Genomic DNA, 15,999 nt, shown 5'->3' on the forward strand with positions numbered 1-15,999 from the left:
GAACAGCCTTCCGCTTTACCCACGATCTGTGCTATCCTTTCGTTACACGCAAGAACACGACAAAAAGGATACATTGCTGACTATAAAGTCCAGGCCGCAAAGCATGTGCGTCTTCACACCTCTACTCAAGAGTGCGAAATGCAGGCACAAGCAAGCCCCAGAGAGCCCCTAGCAGCATAATCCCGCTGGCAAGTAGAAAAAGGGTATAGAGACCTACTTGCTGGGCAATAATGCCTGTTGCTGTCTGTGAAAGTGGCACAATGCCATAACTTGCCAAAAACGAGAAGCTCATAATGCGCCCAAGCATGTTGGAAGCGACTTTTGCCTGTATTAGCGAGAGAAACAGGATTGAGATCATTCCATTGGTCAGGGCGTGGGTAAAAACCAGAACCAGGGCCAGCGGAAAAGGGGCAAAGACGATTCCTATCAATAGGAGAAACTGCACCGCCTGCAGCCCAATCATCAACAGGCCACGCCGCCGCGTCGGATGTATAATAGATGGCAGGAACATACCAACGACTGTGCCACAGCCAAAACTCCAGACTAGTAGCCCATATCCCTGTGCACCTGTATGAAATATTTGTTGGGACAATAGAGGCAACCCTACAGTCAGTGGTCCTATCGCCGCTAATCCTGCCAGCATATCCATTATTATTAATGCCACTAGCCAGGGCATGCCGCCCAAATAGCTAAAGCCTTGCAACGCTTGCTGCAAAAGCGTAAGCTTTTTTGTGTCTGTTTGAGGACTCAAGGGTAAGGGCTTCATCTGTAACGTTGTCCATACGGCAACTGCAAACGAGAGCGCATTGAGTAGAAAGGCCAGACCTGCTTGCCCCGCAGCTACCAGAAAGCCCGCTGGCACTGCACCCAGCAAGGTCCCAAATTGGGCTACGCTACTTGCCAGCGAATTAGCCCCATCCAGGACCTCTACCGGCACAACCCGGGGAGCAATGCTATTGGCGGCGGGGTTAAAAATACCATTAGCAGTTCCGTGCACAAGCAGGATTGCACAAAGTAGCCAGAGTGGCATCCAACCGGTAAAAGCTAACACGGCAATCGCACCAGAGGTTACCACGCGGATGGCATCTGACCAGAGCATGACTACTCGCGCATCAAAACGATCAGTCAAAACACCTCCAACCAGAGTAGAGGCTGCCATTGGAATGCTTAAGAATAATAGGCAGATTGCCAGGTCTACAGCCGAGCCGGTGACTTGCAATATTAGCCAGGAGAGCGCAACAGTCTGAAAGGGATTGCCAAATGCGGAGATCGCTTGCCCTATCCAGAGCAAACGAAAATCACGATACTTTAAAGGGCTTAAGAGTTGCTTATACGCTGGCAGCTTCATTCCTTGCCTCCTGACTTCTCTCCAGGAGCAGGAGGTAGTCTTGCAGCAAATAGGTAAGCACTACATAATTTCTGGCGTTTTGGCTCTGCACAGCGGCCACTGCCAGGTACATATCACGATGCACGGCATCCAGACGCTCATCATTGGGCCATTTTGACCCATCGATAAATCTCGACGCAAGAATACGTCCCCATAGTGAACGGTCCAGTGCATATTCGAGCACTGGACCGTTCGCGTTAAATTCATCGCGCATGTTACGACCTTCCGATAATATAGGTTATCTTCTAGTCATAAATATAAACTTTTAATACTCTCAATGTCAAGCAGAGAGGATATAGCTCATTTCACAAGTTTCACGCTCTATCTCAACTACGAACTTTCTCGCTGATAAAGTAGAATACTATACTCCAGGCCTTTGACGCAGACCTGCACAACGATCCAGCCATCGGGCAGGCTTAAAATAAAGCGATCATCTAAGGTTTTAGGAAGTTGTTTCCGCCTGCTCGTACCTGCGGGGAAGGTTATTTCTAAATAATCGGTATCGGCCTGAATCTGGCAACCATGCCGCATAAAAATCTGCCTGATCGGCCGCTCCATATCAAATTGAGCGCGAATGACAATAGGTTGGTCTTTGCATGTTGGGGCTACTTCCTCTTCCATACTTCCTCCTGAAATATTCGCTATGCAACGCGTAACTATGCCATGAGTCAACCTTGTCTAAATAATGGATGGTGAACAACTATCCGCCAGCACGGAATAGTAGTTCCTAATCTGCAGTTAAGGAATCGCTAGCTCTTCTTCTCCTCACTGCCGCTTTGGGCAACCTTTAAAGGCGTAAGGAAAACCCTGGCCTTCTGCCTTACATGGCATACTCCTTTTCTTTCCTTGATAGTTTTCCAGTCACTAATGTTTATTATGACCGTTCAATGATAAATCATAACATAATTGCACAAATATTACTAGATTTTCATCTCTATTTGCTGGGAATATAACTGATGAGGCATATGTAGAGGGCGAGGTCAGATCTGGCCCTCTACATGCTGGGGTTTTTCACGTCACATCGGTGGGGGATCTAGCTAAAACGCTTGACTCTCATTGGTGCTAAAAATATTATGCTCCATGGCCGCTCTATTCTTCTTTGTCTGGCACATCTTCAAAAAGTTCTCCTATCTGCACATCCAGAGCTTTAGCAATTTGTTCCAATGTGGTCTTCTTCACTTCAACATATGGGTCACGAAAAATTCGTTTAACTGTAATAAAATTGAGCTTTGCTTCTCGGGAGAGCGAGGTCATATTAAAGCCCTTTTCCTCAGCCAGCTCTTTTACGCGCAATCTCGTCATAAGCTTTCTTCAACCGACCTTTCGCTACTGCTAATGTGCTATTACCTCTGTGTTAGTAGTAGTGTGTTATTACCAATGCATTACCAGTCAGATTGTAACAGAGTTTCCTTGTTGACAAAATTGTTAGCGTAATAGTAGTATTGTGTTATTAGTAGTGAGTTAGTAGTAGCGCACTAACAGTCCCGACTAGAGAAAGGTAGCATTGAGGTATATGCAACAGGATACTCAGCGCTCATCAGGGCAAAGCAAAGCCCCGGGAGCTAAACGCCGTGTGGTTAGAGCAGGAAAGCAGGTTATATATGAGGGCTATGATCAGGACGAAGCTATCAAGGTTTTTCTACAGGCGGGCAAAGATTATCCCTTTGTGCGCATCACCTATAAAGCGGGGAGAAAGATAGAGGCATCCATTGATGTCAACGCGTATACAGAACGGCAGGTTGCGGCGCTCAAAAAACGGGCAGCACGCGAGAAAAGGGAGCGGACCAGCTATCGCCAACAGGCCATAATATTAACCACCGGGCAGCAGGCGCTAAAGGAGCAACGCTAACATGCCAGATATGCAGGATGAACCGCCCCTGGCCATGCTCAATCTTCTAACCAGGTTGAATAACATTCTGGAACGGTTGATAGTTCTCTACGGCTATCAAAATGCTGTACGCGAGCTCATCAGTATGCAGGTCAGGCTGCGTTCGCAGGATGAGGGCTTACATGATGCTGCCAGCCATAAAGAGACAGCTCCTGATGTTGTTGAGGACAATCTTCTATAGGATAGGCAAAGCTAATCAATAATGTGAGAGGAAGATCATGTTATGTGCTCTTCCTCTCATCGGTACGAATAGCTTACTCTCTATTTCTGCTCGCTAGGATACTTGCTTTCCAGGTAGGAACGCAACGATTCGAGCCCTTTTGCATAGACGTTATGCGCGAAGTAATGCGTCCAGTGTTCATACTCAGCGGGCTCGCAATCGAAGGTTACCCACCATTCGACAAAGGCCCGCTTGCCGTCGATGATCGGTGTTACGCACAAGGTCATCTGACAATTACGCGTCGGATAGGGAAAGGGCTCACAGAATTCATAGGTATACGCTCGCTCGATATCTGAGTGCGCAAGCAGGCGCTGAATATGGTGGACGTCAGTCTCGCCGAGACGAACATCGCGAATCGCCCCCACGGCATCTCCAGCTTTTCCATCCTTAATATGGCTCTCGCTCACGCCTTCAAACCAGACTGGATAGCTATTGAAATCCCGAATAACGGCCCAGACCTGCTCTGCGCTCTGCTCAAACACAGTACTATAATAGGATTTCGCCATAGTTTAGCCTCCTTATATATTGTTCCCAACATATATTTACTTCTCAGGAGGTAGTATACAAATTAGAGCGCGCTCGAAGTCAAGGTAGCCCACAGGTCTGAAGCATGGAAAGATGCAAATCTCATCCGCCTGGCCGGCAGGAGCAACGAAATTGCCAAGACAAATCAAGCTTTGCGCCAGCTCTTGCCTTAATTTATGCACAAGAGCTCAACAAGAGCGTTTGAGCGCTAACTCACATCGCCACTTGCTGAGCTCATATCGTTTCTCTTCTCAGCGATTATGCGCGATCAGTTGCGCATAGAAATAGCCGCTGTCCTTGATAATACGCTGCTGCGTAGGATAATCGACATAGATAATGCCAAAGCGCTTATCGCGTCCTACGGCCCACTCGAAGTTATCCATCAGGCTCCAGACAAAATAGCCAGCCACCGGAACGCCCTCGCTCATCGCGCGCTGCACATAGCTCAGATATTCGCGCAAATAAGCGACGCGGCGCTCGTCATGGATACGGCCATCAGCACTCACTTCATCGATGAAGGCGGCTCCGTTCTCGGTAATATACAATTTGGCTGGCTTATAGCCTTTATGCACATACTTCAATATATCGTAGATCCCTTTAGGATAGACCTCCCAACCAATATGCGTATATTCTCCTGGAGGCTGTACGCGCCGATAATTCACCGGAGCCAGTTCGTTTCCCTGCGCGATAACTGAGCGGCGATAGGTATTAATGCCAAGATAATCCAGCGGCACGCACATCTGTTGCATATCGCCAGCCCGAATCTCGGGCAGCTCGCTGGCAAAGAGCTCAAGCATATCGGAGGGATATTCTCCTCGCAATAGGGCATCAAGAAACCAGCGATTTTGATAGCCGTCAAAGCGATAGGCAGCCGCAATATCTTCGGAGGCAGCGCTGGCTGGCTCGGCTACATTGATATCCAGTACAATTCCCACCTGGCTATCTGCGACATTGGTTCGTATAACCTGTGCGGCGGCGCCATGGGCCAGAAAGACGTGATGCAGAGCTGTCAGGGCAGCGCGGGGCGATTTTCGCCAGCCTGGCGCATCCTCTCCAAAGACATACCCGCCCCAGGTAAAAACACATGGCTCATTGAAGGTAGTCCATTGCTTCACGCGATCCCCAAGCCGGCGTGTGACGATATCGGTATATTGCACAAAGTCCTCTATAATCCCACGCCGCTGCCAGCCATCTCCTTCATCCTGCAAAGCCTGGGGCAAATCCCAGTGGTAGAGGGTAACAAAGGGCGTAATTCCTGCTTCCAGCAGGCCATCGACCAGGCGGCTATAAAAATCCAGCCCTGCCTGATTGACGGCTCCCCGTCCCCTGGGCAGAATGCGCGGCCAGGCAATCGAGAAGCGATACGCGTCGAGATGTAGTTGCCGCATTAAAGCAATGTCTTCTTGCCAGCGATGATAGTGATCGCAGGCTATATCGCCAGTATCGCCATGCTCAATTTTACCCGGCGTATGTGAAAAGATATCCCAGATGCTTTTTCCTTTTCCATCTTCATCGATGGCCCCTTCAATCTGATAGGCTGCCGTGGCCGCTCCCCATATAAAATTCCCTGGAAACCTGCCAACCTCGCTCGTCATAACCCACAAATCCTTTCGTTACGTTGCATTGGTAAAGCTCTAAAGTCGGGCATAGCCCTGGAACGCAGCTCTGTGCCAGGTCCCTGGCCTGGCCACAGTTACTCTTGTTCGGCCGAGGCGGCGATCACCAGATCGATGAAAAGCGCCGCCGACCAGCCAAAGGCATGCGTGGCCCGCGGTGGCTTCTGCCCGGTTAGCGGATGATAATATTCGTAGAAATCCTCAGCAGCCAGAGCCAGTTCTAGCGTACGCCAGCGCAGCTCGCGGGCCTGCTCAGGATAGCCAGCGCGCAATAAGCCATCGATGAGCAGATAGTTAACATTGAGCCAGACTGGACCACGCCACATTGAGAGCGGATTAAAGCTGGGATCATCAAAGGCGACGGTCGGCACTGGATGATGCCCCCAGAACTTTTTTTCGTTGGTGAGTGTCGCCACCAGGCGCGCAGCAATGTTTTCGGGCATCCGTCCTGTAATTAACGGAAAGAGATGAAAAGGCGTGCATACGGGAATACGTTGCCCATGCCTGCTTGCCCAGAATATGCCAGCCTGCTCATCCCAGCGCAGAGCAATCATGCGCTCTGCCAGCTCTTTTGCGCGCTGTGTCCAGTCTAGCGCCTCCTCTGGATAGCCGATCTCTTGCGCGATGCGGGCCAGATAGTCGTACTGCAGGCATAGATATGCGCTCAAGTCGGGCGTCTCAACTGGTAGCCCCTGATCCCACAGTGGATTATTATCAAGGCCGGAAGACCAAGGGTGTAAGTAGGCGCATAGCCCGGTTACATCAGGATCGCTCTCGCTAAACCACCAGTTCTGAAAACGCACAATCGGCTCATAGAGCTCCTTGAGAAACTCGCGGTCGCCATCGATTTCATAGACCTTCCAGGCCGCCCAGGCGGTCAGCGGAGGCTTGGTGATATCTGCTTCGACGATCTCGGTCGTGTGGGCAAGAATCCCTTCATCATGCACGATGTCGGGAATCAAGCCGTTCGGCAGCTGATAATCAAGCATTATGCGAAACTGCTCCTGAGCCATCTGCGTATCGCGATGACGCAAGGCCAGAGCATGAAAATAGGAATCCCAATGCCAGATCCCTACATAGCCCTGTTTGGAAGGAACCATGCCCTCGCGCTTTGGATGGGCATAAGGGTAGATCAGGTTGGCTCCCATGACCCACCAGGCGTAGTAATACTGGCGACGATAGTGCTCAGCAACTTCTGGCACAGTGGCAAACCAGTCGTGCCAGCGCTGTGCTGCGGCCTCAATAGCTTGTTCAGCTTTGACGATACGCCGATTAAAGTCAGCCGTACGCGTAATATTGAGCAGGAGAACCGCGCCTTCCTCCGCCTCAAAGATGAGCTCAATCTCGCGCTGCTCATTGTCCAGCTCTACAATACAATTCTGTATTAGCGTGGTGTTGGTCGTATACACCAGGTGCAAGGGCGAGTAGCTGGAACGGCCCAGTACGCCACCGAGCCTATCGGTTTGCCCCTTCTCCATACGCGTAAGCAGCTTGATACCACTGCGCCCGGCAGGTAGGGCCACTAGTAGCGTCTCGGCATCTACAAAGGTGATGCGAAACGTGCCGCAAGGCGTTTGGTTGCGAATCTCGTGCGGATAAGTTGTGTATTCACAGCGACAAGCCTGTCCTTCTCCATCGGTAAAGGACCAGCGCGTAATCGCCGGATACTGCTCGGGATCGATCTCATACTCAGCCAGTCCTACCCACAGGCTTTGCTCGTCGCTACGAAAGAGTATGAGCCGTGAATCGCGATCCGTAAAAGGGATCTGTGTGAGCGTGATGCGATCCTTCAAGAGCTGAAGATATGGAGATGCGATAGCCATTGCTTATCTAATTTCTGCTAAATATTCTAGTAAACATACGGGTTACCTGCTCCCGGACTAACATTAGAACATCCAGGAGCATAAAGAGAGGCAGCCTGGCCCAAAGCGATCGAAGCTTTGACAATCAGCCCCAGGACCATAGCTATGGTCCTACCATTCGCGCATGCTTTAGCCAGCCAGCCCGCCGCCATCTACGACCAGGGCCGTGCCGGTTACAAATGCTGCGGCATCGCTGGCCAGATAGAGTGCGGCCTGGGCAATATCCTCTGGCCTTCCAATACGGCGCAATGGCCGGTCTGCCGCCTCCTGTAGGAATGCAGCGTTTGTTGCGCCAAGCTGTTGAGCCTCGTGTGCCAGCATTGGTGTATTGGTATCGCCGGGACAAATGCAGTTGACGCGAATATTCTGTTCTCCATGATCGAGAGCCATGGCTCTGGTTAATTGCACAACGGCGCCCTTTGAGGTGCAGTAAGAGACCGCGCGCCGACCTCCTACCAGGCCCCAACCCGAAGCCGTATTGATGATCGCTCCGCCTCCTGCCCTAATCATATGTGGGAGCGCGAAGCGAGAAAGCAGGTACATGGACTTCACGTTGACGGCCATCACCAGATCCCATTCCTCCTCGTCGATCTCAAGAACTGTTGTGCGCCGAATAATGCCAGCATTGTTGAAGAGAATATCCAGACCGCCGAACTCGTCAACTGTACGCTCAATCGCGTGTTGACAATCGGCGGATTTGGCGATATTGGTCTGAATGAAGAGGGCGCGCCCGCCAGCGTCTCTGATCGCCTGGGCCGCACGCTGACCACCCTGCTCGTCTAGATCGACGATGGCCACGGCTGCACCTTCCTGGGCAAAGAGCAGCGCCGTAGCGCGACCAATACCCGAGGCCGCGCCGGTTATCAGGGCCACGCGATCCTGTAAGCGCCCTGCGCGAGTTAGTGTTTCAGTTTGTGCCATGGGCCAGAACCTTTCGTGCCGCCGCTAGCGTTATCTCTACATCCTGTTCGCTATGGGCTAGCGAGACAATCGAGTGTAATGTAGCCGAGGGCGTCGTATAGACACCATGCTTGAAGAGTTCCCAGATAAAGCGCTGATACCTGGGCCGATCCACATACTGACAGTATTCGCGATAATCGCTGATTGCCGGACGTTCGGTGAACAGGATTTGCAACATTGGACCAACGTTTTGCACAATTGCCGCCACGCCTAATTCTTTAAAGAGCTCACGCAAGCCGTTACACAGCAGATCGGCGATACGCCATATCTGGTGGAAAGCTGCGCCGTCATCCTCGGTCAGGACTTGCAGGCTGGCCCGCGCGGCGTGCAAGCCAATACGTGAGGCGTTCTGCGTCCCATAATGCAGTACACCGCCCCAGGAAAGCGCCTCCATCACCTCTGCGCGCCCCACAATTCCAGCCACCGGCAAGCCAGCTCCCAGGGCCTTGCCAAAGGTTGTAATATCTGGTTGCAATTGATAGTATTGCTGGCACCCCCCGGCGGCGATGCGAAAGCCGGTCACTGTTTCGTCAAGAATAAAGAGAATATTATGCTTGCGTGCAAGTTCCTGCAGGCCTTGCAAATAGCCTTCGGCCGGTGGGATGATGCCCATATTGGCCATGATGCCTTCGCTGAGAATTGCGGCTATCTGTCCGCGATAGGTATCAATAGCGCGTTCCAGGGCGCCCAGATCGTTCCAGGGCACTACAATTGTATCGTCAAGAGCATGGCGATTGAGGCCCGAGCTATCGGGAATCTTTATCGGATCGTTGCGATGGCCCAGCGTGGTGAGCGGCTGGGGATTGGAGCTGACCAGGTAATCGTCATACCAGCCGTGGTAATGCCCCTCGAATTTGATAAATTTCGGCTTACCAGTGTAGCCACGAGCCAGGCGTACCGCTGCCATAGTGGCCTCTGTCCCCGTATTGGCAAAACGCACGCGTTCGGCGCTTGGCACAATGCGCTGAATCATTTCGGCAACTTCGATCTCGATATCGGTTGCTGTAGCAAAATGTGAGCCGCTGGCCGCCGCTTGACACAGGGCCTCGACGACTCGTGGATGGGCATGCCCAAGCGGGAGCGCACCATACGACATTAGCCAATCGATATAGCTATTGCCGTCAACATCATAGATACGTGAACCCTGGCCGCGCTGCATAAATAGCGGATAGGCTCCATAGTTCACTGGGCCTCGCGAAGACGAGCTTCCGCCCTCGATCATGAGCCCACGTGAACGCTCAAATAATTCTTTAGATTTTTGCGTATTCAATGACATAATGAGAAAAGCCTCCAACAGAGAACAACCTGACGTATCAGGAGGTTGTGGGCAGAGTAACTCCATGCGCCACCGCATAATCACGGAAGCGCTGTATGAGCTCAGCAGCGCGCTCCTCAGCCTCAGACGGCCGCAAACGCGAACAATCATAGCCAAGCTGAGTGCGGAACGCTTCGCTGGCTGCCTCACAGAAGACCACAGTGCCATCTTCTTCAATGCGCTCGATGCCATCAAAGCGATGCGAGCGCTCATTGATTTCAATAGCTTCTTCCAGCGCCAGGCCGGCCATAGGAGCCACGCGCACGCCTGCCCGGCTGGCCAAAACCGGATAGCCACCCGGCAAGCCGTTGGGGGCCGGCGCATGCAGCAGTTCTTCGCGCTCAGCAAGCATAGCTGTAACCAAAGGAATAGCCGTCCCAGCGGTCAGAAAATGCGTGGCCGGACCTGACGTAATCGGATGAGGTGCCAGCAGCAACTCGCCTGCCTTGAGCTGCTCGGTAACATCCTGTCCGTCACATATGACGCGCAAAAAATAGGACGGCAGTTCGGCGGCATGCTCACCAAAGGCCACATCACCTAGCGCATGGTGCCCTACCATTAAGACCTGTATGGCTTCCATGGACACATTCAGTTTCTGGCATGCCAGAAGCTGCACTTTGGCCACCACCTCAGGCAGATTGCCAATTCCACAGGTTGGCGCTAGATCCAGGCCTGCAAGCACGTGGTTGACAACATCAGGAAATGGCGCGGTCAGTACCGGACCCCGATAGCCGGCAATCCGTACGGCCTGCATCAATTTCATGCTTAGCACCAGGTGTACGGGCAGCCACATGCCAAAGTGATTGAGCGCAGCGCTTTGCTCAACGGGCAGCAAGCTGGGTAGCCACCAGGTAAGTAGCGTCGCCGTACTCAGCACCAGGTCGGGAGCTTCGCGCGTAAGAATTTCAGCTACCATTTCGGGCCGCTGGAGATCCAGTTCCACAAAGCGCACCTCAGGGGCATATCCCTGCGCCAGCGCTCCCAATCTGGCCAGGTTGCAACGCGCCTGCCCCTGCTCAATCCTGCGTCCAGCTACGAGAAGACGTCCTATGCCCTTTTCGCGTACCAGCAACTCCAGCAGCACGCTCCCCAGGCCGCCAAGACCAATCAACATAACAGTTGGTTTCACAAGTACCTCAACTTCAGATAATCTCAATGTACCTAATTATGACTTCAATCCCGTCAGCGCAATACCCTGAATAATCTGGCGCTGCCCCAGAATATAGATCAATAACACTGGTAGAACGGCAATCATGGAGCCGGCCATCATCAAGCCCCACTGTGAAGTATACTGTTCGCGGAACTGATTGAGCAGCAAGGGTACTGTATAGAGATCGGAACTATTGAGCATAATCAGCGGCATAAAGAAGCTATTCCATTGCCCCAGGAAGGTAAAGATCCCCAGTGCGGCCATCGGCGGTTTGAGCAAGGGCAGGATGATCCGCCAGTAGAGCGTCCAGCGATTGGCTCCATCTACAATAGCCGCCTCTTCCAATTCCTTGGGAATCCCCATTATAAATTGGCGCATCAAGAAGACCCCAAAGGCATCAAAGAGGGCTGCTGGTACAATCAGGGCCAGGTGCGTATCAAGCCAGTTCAGCTTCTGCATGATGATGAACATCGGAATGATCGTCAGTTGAAAAGGGATCATTAAGGTAGCCAGGAAGAGCACAAAGACAATGTTGCGTCCTGGGAAACGAATGCGTGCAAAGGCATAGCCGGCCATCGAGGTCGTAACAAGCTCGCAGACTACGACGATCACGGCAATATAGAAGCTATTAAAATAAGCCTGACCAAAGGACATGGCCTGCAGTGAGTTTGGATAGTTCTGCCACATAATGGGATTGGGCAAAAACGATAACGGATCGCTAAAAGCCTGTGTATTATCTTTGAGCGAGGTTGCCATCATCCACAAGAATGGCCCAGCCATACAGATGGCACCGATAATCAGCAAGGCATGGATCAGGATAGAAAACATTACGCTCAGCGGATTGCGACGCTTGTGAGGCTGCGTTGGTCCGTCAGCCTGGGATCTCAATTCCGGCTGCACGCTTTTTATGGTCTCCTGTAGCATTTCTCTCTATTTCCTTTCCTCTGTCATCTTGTGCGACTGCTATAGCTCATAGTGGACCCAGCGTTTTTGCAAGTTGAACTGTATAAGCGTCAATACCAGCAACACCGCAAAAAGGATGACCGCCGCTGCGCTTGCCGGTCCAAAGGTAAACTGACGGAAACTGAGATTATAAATGTGGTAAACAATCGTATAGCTGGCCTTATCCGGGCCGCCCTGGGTCATCACAAAGGTTTGATCAAAGACCTGGAACGAGCTAATAATCGAGAGCACAGTGATAAAGAAAAGCGTGGGACTCAGGAGGGGCAAAGTCACTTTCCAGAAAAGCTGAAAACGATTGGCCCCATCGATGCGCGCAGCTTCGGAGTAAACAGCCGGAATGTTCTGCAAGCCGGCCAGGAAGATTACCATATTTGAGCCCATGCTGCTCCAGATGCTCACCAGGGCAATCGAGGGGATTACCCAGTGCTCATCAATGAGCCAGTTTGGCCCCTGGACATGAAACCAACTGCGCAACATTACATTGATAAAACCGGCATCGCTGTTCAGCAGCCAGAGCCAGATGACTCCAGTTGCGACAGAACTGGTCACTACAGGCATAAAATAAATCACGCGGTAAATATCTTTCCCCCGCACTTTATTCAACCCTAAAGCAACCAGCAGGGCGAGAATGATTCCTCCTGGCACTGTAATTACGGTGTAGTAGAGCGTATTAGCGAAGGCTATGCGAAAATTGGGATCTGCGAGCTGATCAGTAAAGTTTTTCAGGCCGACAAAACGAATCGCGCCAAGGCCATCCCAATTAACCACGCTCAAGGCAAATACTGTCACCAGCGGAATTATCGCAAACGCAATCAGGCCAATCATCTGGGGAAGGATAAAGAAACCGCCCCAGAGCGCCTCTGTAATTGCGCGACGGCGCATATTCTTCCTGATGTCTACCTGCGCTTTGTTCTCCAGCGCTTGTACTTGAAGCTCCATAGATTACTCCTGCTCATCAGACAATCCTTTGTGATTACCCTATGTTCTTGCTTATTGAAGCAGCGACTGCGCCTGTTTGATGCGCGTATTGACCATGGTAGCAACTTTACCCAATGTGGTCTTGACGTCGGCTCCCTTCAAAAAGACGGGATCGAAGGCCGAGACGATATCGGCGCTGAGGCCCGGGGTACCCATTTCGGAAGCATAGGTCGCGAAGCCGTTATTGCGCGCATCAATCAAATATTGGGCATGTGCGGGATCATTGCCGCCTAGCACAACCTGGTCCGCGCCTTTCACCGAGGGTACTGCATTACCATCATCTTTCAGGCGCTCTTCTTCGCCATCTTTGGAGACATAGGTAGAAAGAAACTCATAGGCTGCATCAGGGTTTTTGGAGCGCTTATTGAGTACTATATAGGCCAGGAACATGCCAGTTGGCTTGCTCTTTCCGTCTGTTGCTGGCATTGGTACAATATCGTAGTCGAGGCCCTTGGCGCGCGCTTCCTTGAACTCGGAAAGATAATATCGCCCAATCGAAAGGAAGCCAACCTGATTGGCGATGAACATCAGGTCTTCACCCTGATTGCTGGGCAACGCAGCCGCGTAGGCAAACTTCTTTGCCCGCACATTATCGGCAAGCCATTGAAAGGCTTCCACAGCTTTGGTATCCTGATCTGCGACAAAGTTACCGTAGCCATCGTTATCGTAGACTGTGCCGCCATTATTGACCACCCAGCTATAGTGATAGAGCATCGAGTCGTTATCGAGAATATAGCCCCGCTTCTTGGTTGCGGCAATCTTGTCCACCATTTGTTGGAAAATATCCCGGTTCCATTTGCCTTGCGCATAGAGCTCGCTTGGCATCTCGGTAATGCCCGCTTGTTGCAGAACCTTTTTGTTGTACCACATGACAATCGGGTTGCAGTCAACTGGCAGGCCATAAATCTTGCCGCTATGGGTTTTGGCTGCGCCCCACATGCCCGGAAAATAATCATCAGGTTTTACTATACTGCCGCTTTTCGTCATGAGCGGTGTGAGCTCCTCAATCGTCTGATTCTGGATCAGTTTAATGATGTGCTCATCAGCGGCATAAAATACATCCGGGGCTATGTTGGCGTTCAATTCGGAGAGGATTTTAGGCAAATAATCATCATATGAGGGGATCGGCACAAACTTTACGTTAGCTTTATGCCCGGTATTGTACTGATTGGTAAAGGTCTGGAAACGTTTGGCGGAGGTTGCTCCGGCCCAAGTAGACCATTTCAGGGCTGCTGGTCCGGCCGCGCTGCTACTACCACAGGCCTGTAGCGCTGTTCCTAGCCCGGCCAGCGAGGCTCCTAACACGAGTGAACGAGAGAGGAATTTACGGCGATTCGTTCTTGCCGAAAATAGGTATGGGAATGCGGAAAAGGTATCACTCATCTTTGCGCTCCTCCTTTGGAGACTATTTGACGATTCCGAAAATAACAGGTAAATCCTGCTTAGCTACATAAGCTCATCCTGTCAACAAGACAAGCAGATGAGCGTGTGGCGCATCTGAAATGTAATGCTAGAAAAATATAGGTTCTTTCAAAGCAGAATGCTCTTTCTCTCCAGTTGTCATCACACCCTTGTGATAATCTTATGTCTGCTGTAGATTCTTATTTATTAACTATAGACCGCCATTGATCTATATAAAATTGAATTTCTGCTCACAATCCCTATGCTTCCCATCTACAGTATCTCTCGTCGAATAGGACTATGTTAGATGTAGATAGCCATAATAGCGGTTATTATAGCTCCTCTTCTCTCGTTAAGTGCCTTAACTTAACCGATTAATTTAACTTGTTACAAGTATATACATGTGTATGGATGGTGTCAATACTTTCGCCGACTATTTTGCAAATCGCCAGCTGAGTACGTCAAGCACTATATTGACAGTCCAGCTTATATATGCATATACTATATACAGATTGCGCTCATGAAATCAGGCGATCGACTTTACTCCCCATCCAGGAGACAAACTTGGCCACAATTTATGACATAGCTAAAGCAGCTGGTGTCACTGCAGCGACTGTCTCGTACGTCCTTTCCGGTAAGGGCTCTATTAGCCAGGCTACACGTGAGAAGGTTATGAGGTATGCCAGCGAGCTAGGCTACCGGCCCAATCTGATTGCCCGCAGCTTGATCAAGCAAGAGACCCATACGATCGGCCTGGTAATTCCACACATTATCAATCCTTTCTATGCTGGCATCGCGGAGACGGTCGAGCGTAGCGCCTATGCGCGCGGCTTCCGTACGATGATCACCAATACGTACGAGGATGAGCGCCTTGGCGCAGAGCTCTTAGAGGATCTGGCGGCTCGGCGTGTCGATGGCATTATCGCATTACCCGGTGGCTTATCGTTCTCGGCCATACAGTCTATGATCGCTTCAGGCTTGCCAGTTATCTGCTGCTTGTGGGAAGAAGAAGAGGGACAGGAGGTTTCACTGGCTGTCGGACTAGACTTTAAGCGAGGCGGTCAACTCGTAGCCGAACATCTCCTGGGGTTAGGGCATAGACGCATCAGTGTTATTGTCGATGTCAAAGCCAATGGTCGCATCGATCATCATTTACGCTTTACCGGCTGCCAGGAAGCTCTTGCCAACGCAGCTTGCCCGCTGGATGCAGCCCTGGTGAGCAATGGCGATTCGTCGCTGGAAAGCGGTGAGGCAGCCGCTCATCAGCTTTTGCACCTTCCAAACCCGCCTACAGCCATCTTTGCCACAAACGATTTAATGGCTATCGGGGCCATGGTTGCAGCCTGGAAGTTAGGCATGCGCGTACCGGCAGATCTCTCGATCATTGGCTTTGACAACATTGCTCTGGCTCCTTTCACATCTCCTCCGCTGACAACAATTAATGTGGATCGAGATCGCCTGGTCAAGCTGGCGCTGGATCTTTTGCTAAGTATAATCGAGGGAAAACAGCTTGAACCTCCTCCGTTGCTCGCGCCTGAACTGATCGCACGCGCCTCTACAGCTATATGTCCAGCTTCTCGCTAGCTAGCTGAACGCCCTTCTAACGGGCTATTCTCCAAATAAACGTCAACTGTCAGCCAGGCGCATTTCTCTGAGATACTTTTAAATAAAACGAAAGACGCAATAGAAGCAAAATCTATTCTCAGTGATTTCTCAGTTTTATCACAGGTTTAT

Annotated in this window: 16 protein-coding genes; 3 read left to right on the forward strand and 13 right to left on the reverse strand. The window is 51.2% G+C overall.

What is annotated here, in order from left to right; all coding sequences use genetic code 11:
* Positions 1-121: 121 nt before the first annotated feature.
* The 4 genes from EPA93_RS00220 to EPA93_RS00235 all read right to left on the reverse strand — a co-directional run bounded on the left by EPA93_RS00220 (position 122) and on the right by EPA93_RS00235 (position 2,689).
* Positions 122-1,348 (reverse strand): MFS transporter, encoded by a 1,227-nt coding sequence (locus EPA93_RS00220; protein WP_129885101.1) that lies wholly within the window; start codon positions 1,346-1,348, stop codon positions 122-124.
* Positions 1,329-1,601, reverse strand: coding sequence for a hypothetical protein (locus EPA93_RS00225; RefSeq protein WP_129885102.1), 273 nt, complete (start codon positions 1,599-1,601; stop codon positions 1,329-1,331). Before EPA93_RS00225 ends, EPA93_RS00220 begins: the two co-directional genes overlap by 20 nt.
* A 116-nt stretch (positions 1,602-1,717) precedes the next feature.
* Entirely contained in the window at positions 1,718-2,008 is a 291-nt protein-coding gene (locus EPA93_RS00230) for a hypothetical protein (RefSeq protein ID WP_129885103.1), read from the reverse strand.
* Positions 2,009-2,476: 468 nt separating this feature from the next.
* Positions 2,477-2,689: a helix-turn-helix domain-containing protein gene (locus EPA93_RS00235; protein ID WP_129885104.1), complete on the reverse strand. Its 213-nt coding sequence runs from the start codon at positions 2,687-2,689 to the stop codon at positions 2,477-2,479.
* A gap of 211 nt (positions 2,690-2,900) precedes the next feature.
* Here EPA93_RS00235 and EPA93_RS00240 point away from each other — a divergent pair, with 211 nt between their 5' ends.
* Positions 2,901-3,236, forward strand: a complete 336-nt coding sequence (locus tag EPA93_RS00240; protein WP_129885105.1) for a hypothetical protein — start codon at positions 2,901-2,903, stop codon at positions 3,234-3,236.
* A 1-nt stretch (position 3,237) separates the two neighbouring features.
* Positions 3,238-3,456, forward strand: coding sequence for a hypothetical protein (locus EPA93_RS00245; RefSeq protein WP_129885106.1), 219 nt, complete (start codon positions 3,238-3,240; stop codon positions 3,454-3,456).
* Between the two features lie 80 nt (positions 3,457-3,536).
* Here EPA93_RS00245 and EPA93_RS00250 read toward each other — a convergent pair whose 3' ends face one another.
* The 9 genes from EPA93_RS00250 to EPA93_RS00290 all read right to left on the reverse strand — a co-directional run bounded on the left by EPA93_RS00250 (position 3,537) and on the right by EPA93_RS00290 (position 14,247).
* Positions 3,537-4,001 (reverse strand): SRPBCC family protein, encoded by a 465-nt coding sequence (locus tag EPA93_RS00250; RefSeq protein WP_129885107.1) that lies wholly within the window; start codon positions 3,999-4,001, stop codon positions 3,537-3,539.
* A gap of 270 nt (positions 4,002-4,271) precedes the next feature.
* Positions 4,272-5,615 (reverse strand): GH1 family beta-glucosidase, encoded by a 1,344-nt coding sequence (locus tag EPA93_RS00255; protein WP_129885108.1) that lies wholly within the window; start codon positions 5,613-5,615, stop codon positions 4,272-4,274.
* A 98-nt stretch (positions 5,616-5,713) separates the two neighbouring features.
* Positions 5,714-7,459: an amylo-alpha-1,6-glucosidase gene (locus EPA93_RS00260; RefSeq protein ID WP_129885109.1), complete on the reverse strand. Its 1,746-nt coding sequence runs from the start codon at positions 7,457-7,459 to the stop codon at positions 5,714-5,716.
* A 168-nt stretch (positions 7,460-7,627) separates the two neighbouring features.
* Entirely contained in the window at positions 7,628-8,419 is a 792-nt protein-coding gene (locus EPA93_RS00265; protein WP_129885110.1) for an SDR family NAD(P)-dependent oxidoreductase, read from the reverse strand.
* Positions 8,406-9,734 carry an aspartate aminotransferase family protein gene (locus EPA93_RS00270; RefSeq protein ID WP_165422763.1) on the reverse strand — a complete coding sequence of 443 codons (1,329 nt, stop codon included), beginning with the start codon at positions 9,732-9,734 and terminating at the stop codon, positions 8,406-8,408. Before EPA93_RS00270 ends, EPA93_RS00265 begins: the two co-directional genes overlap by 14 nt.
* 37 nt (positions 9,735-9,771) lie before the next feature.
* Positions 9,772-10,902 (reverse strand): saccharopine dehydrogenase NADP-binding domain-containing protein, encoded by a 1,131-nt coding sequence (locus tag EPA93_RS00275; RefSeq protein WP_129885112.1) that lies wholly within the window; start codon positions 10,900-10,902, stop codon positions 9,772-9,774.
* A gap of 36 nt (positions 10,903-10,938) precedes the next feature.
* On the reverse strand, positions 10,939-11,751 hold the full coding sequence (locus EPA93_RS00280) for a carbohydrate ABC transporter permease (protein WP_129894389.1): 813 nt from the start codon (positions 11,749-11,751) through the stop codon (positions 10,939-10,941).
* 135 nt (positions 11,752-11,886) lie between these two features.
* A complete protein-coding gene (locus EPA93_RS00285; RefSeq protein ID WP_129894390.1) occupies positions 11,887-12,768 on the reverse strand; it encodes a carbohydrate ABC transporter permease in 882 nt (293 codons plus the stop codon).
* A gap of 108 nt (positions 12,769-12,876) precedes the next feature.
* Complete coding sequence (locus EPA93_RS00290) at positions 12,877-14,247, reverse strand: ABC transporter substrate-binding protein (protein ID WP_129885113.1); 1,371 nt, start codon at positions 14,245-14,247, stop codon at positions 12,877-12,879.
* 582 nt (positions 14,248-14,829) lie between these two features.
* Between EPA93_RS00290 and EPA93_RS00295 the strand changes: the two genes are divergently transcribed.
* Positions 14,830-15,849, forward strand: a complete 1,020-nt coding sequence (locus tag EPA93_RS00295; protein WP_165422764.1) for a LacI family DNA-binding transcriptional regulator — start codon at positions 14,830-14,832, stop codon at positions 15,847-15,849.
* Positions 15,850-15,999 lie beyond the last annotated feature (150 nt).

Origin of the sequence: Ktedonosporobacter rubrisoli (assembly GCF_004208415.1) — a bacterium.
Classification (GTDB): domain Bacteria; phylum Chloroflexota; class Ktedonobacteria; order Ktedonobacterales; family Ktedonobacteraceae; genus Ktedonosporobacter; species Ktedonosporobacter rubrisoli.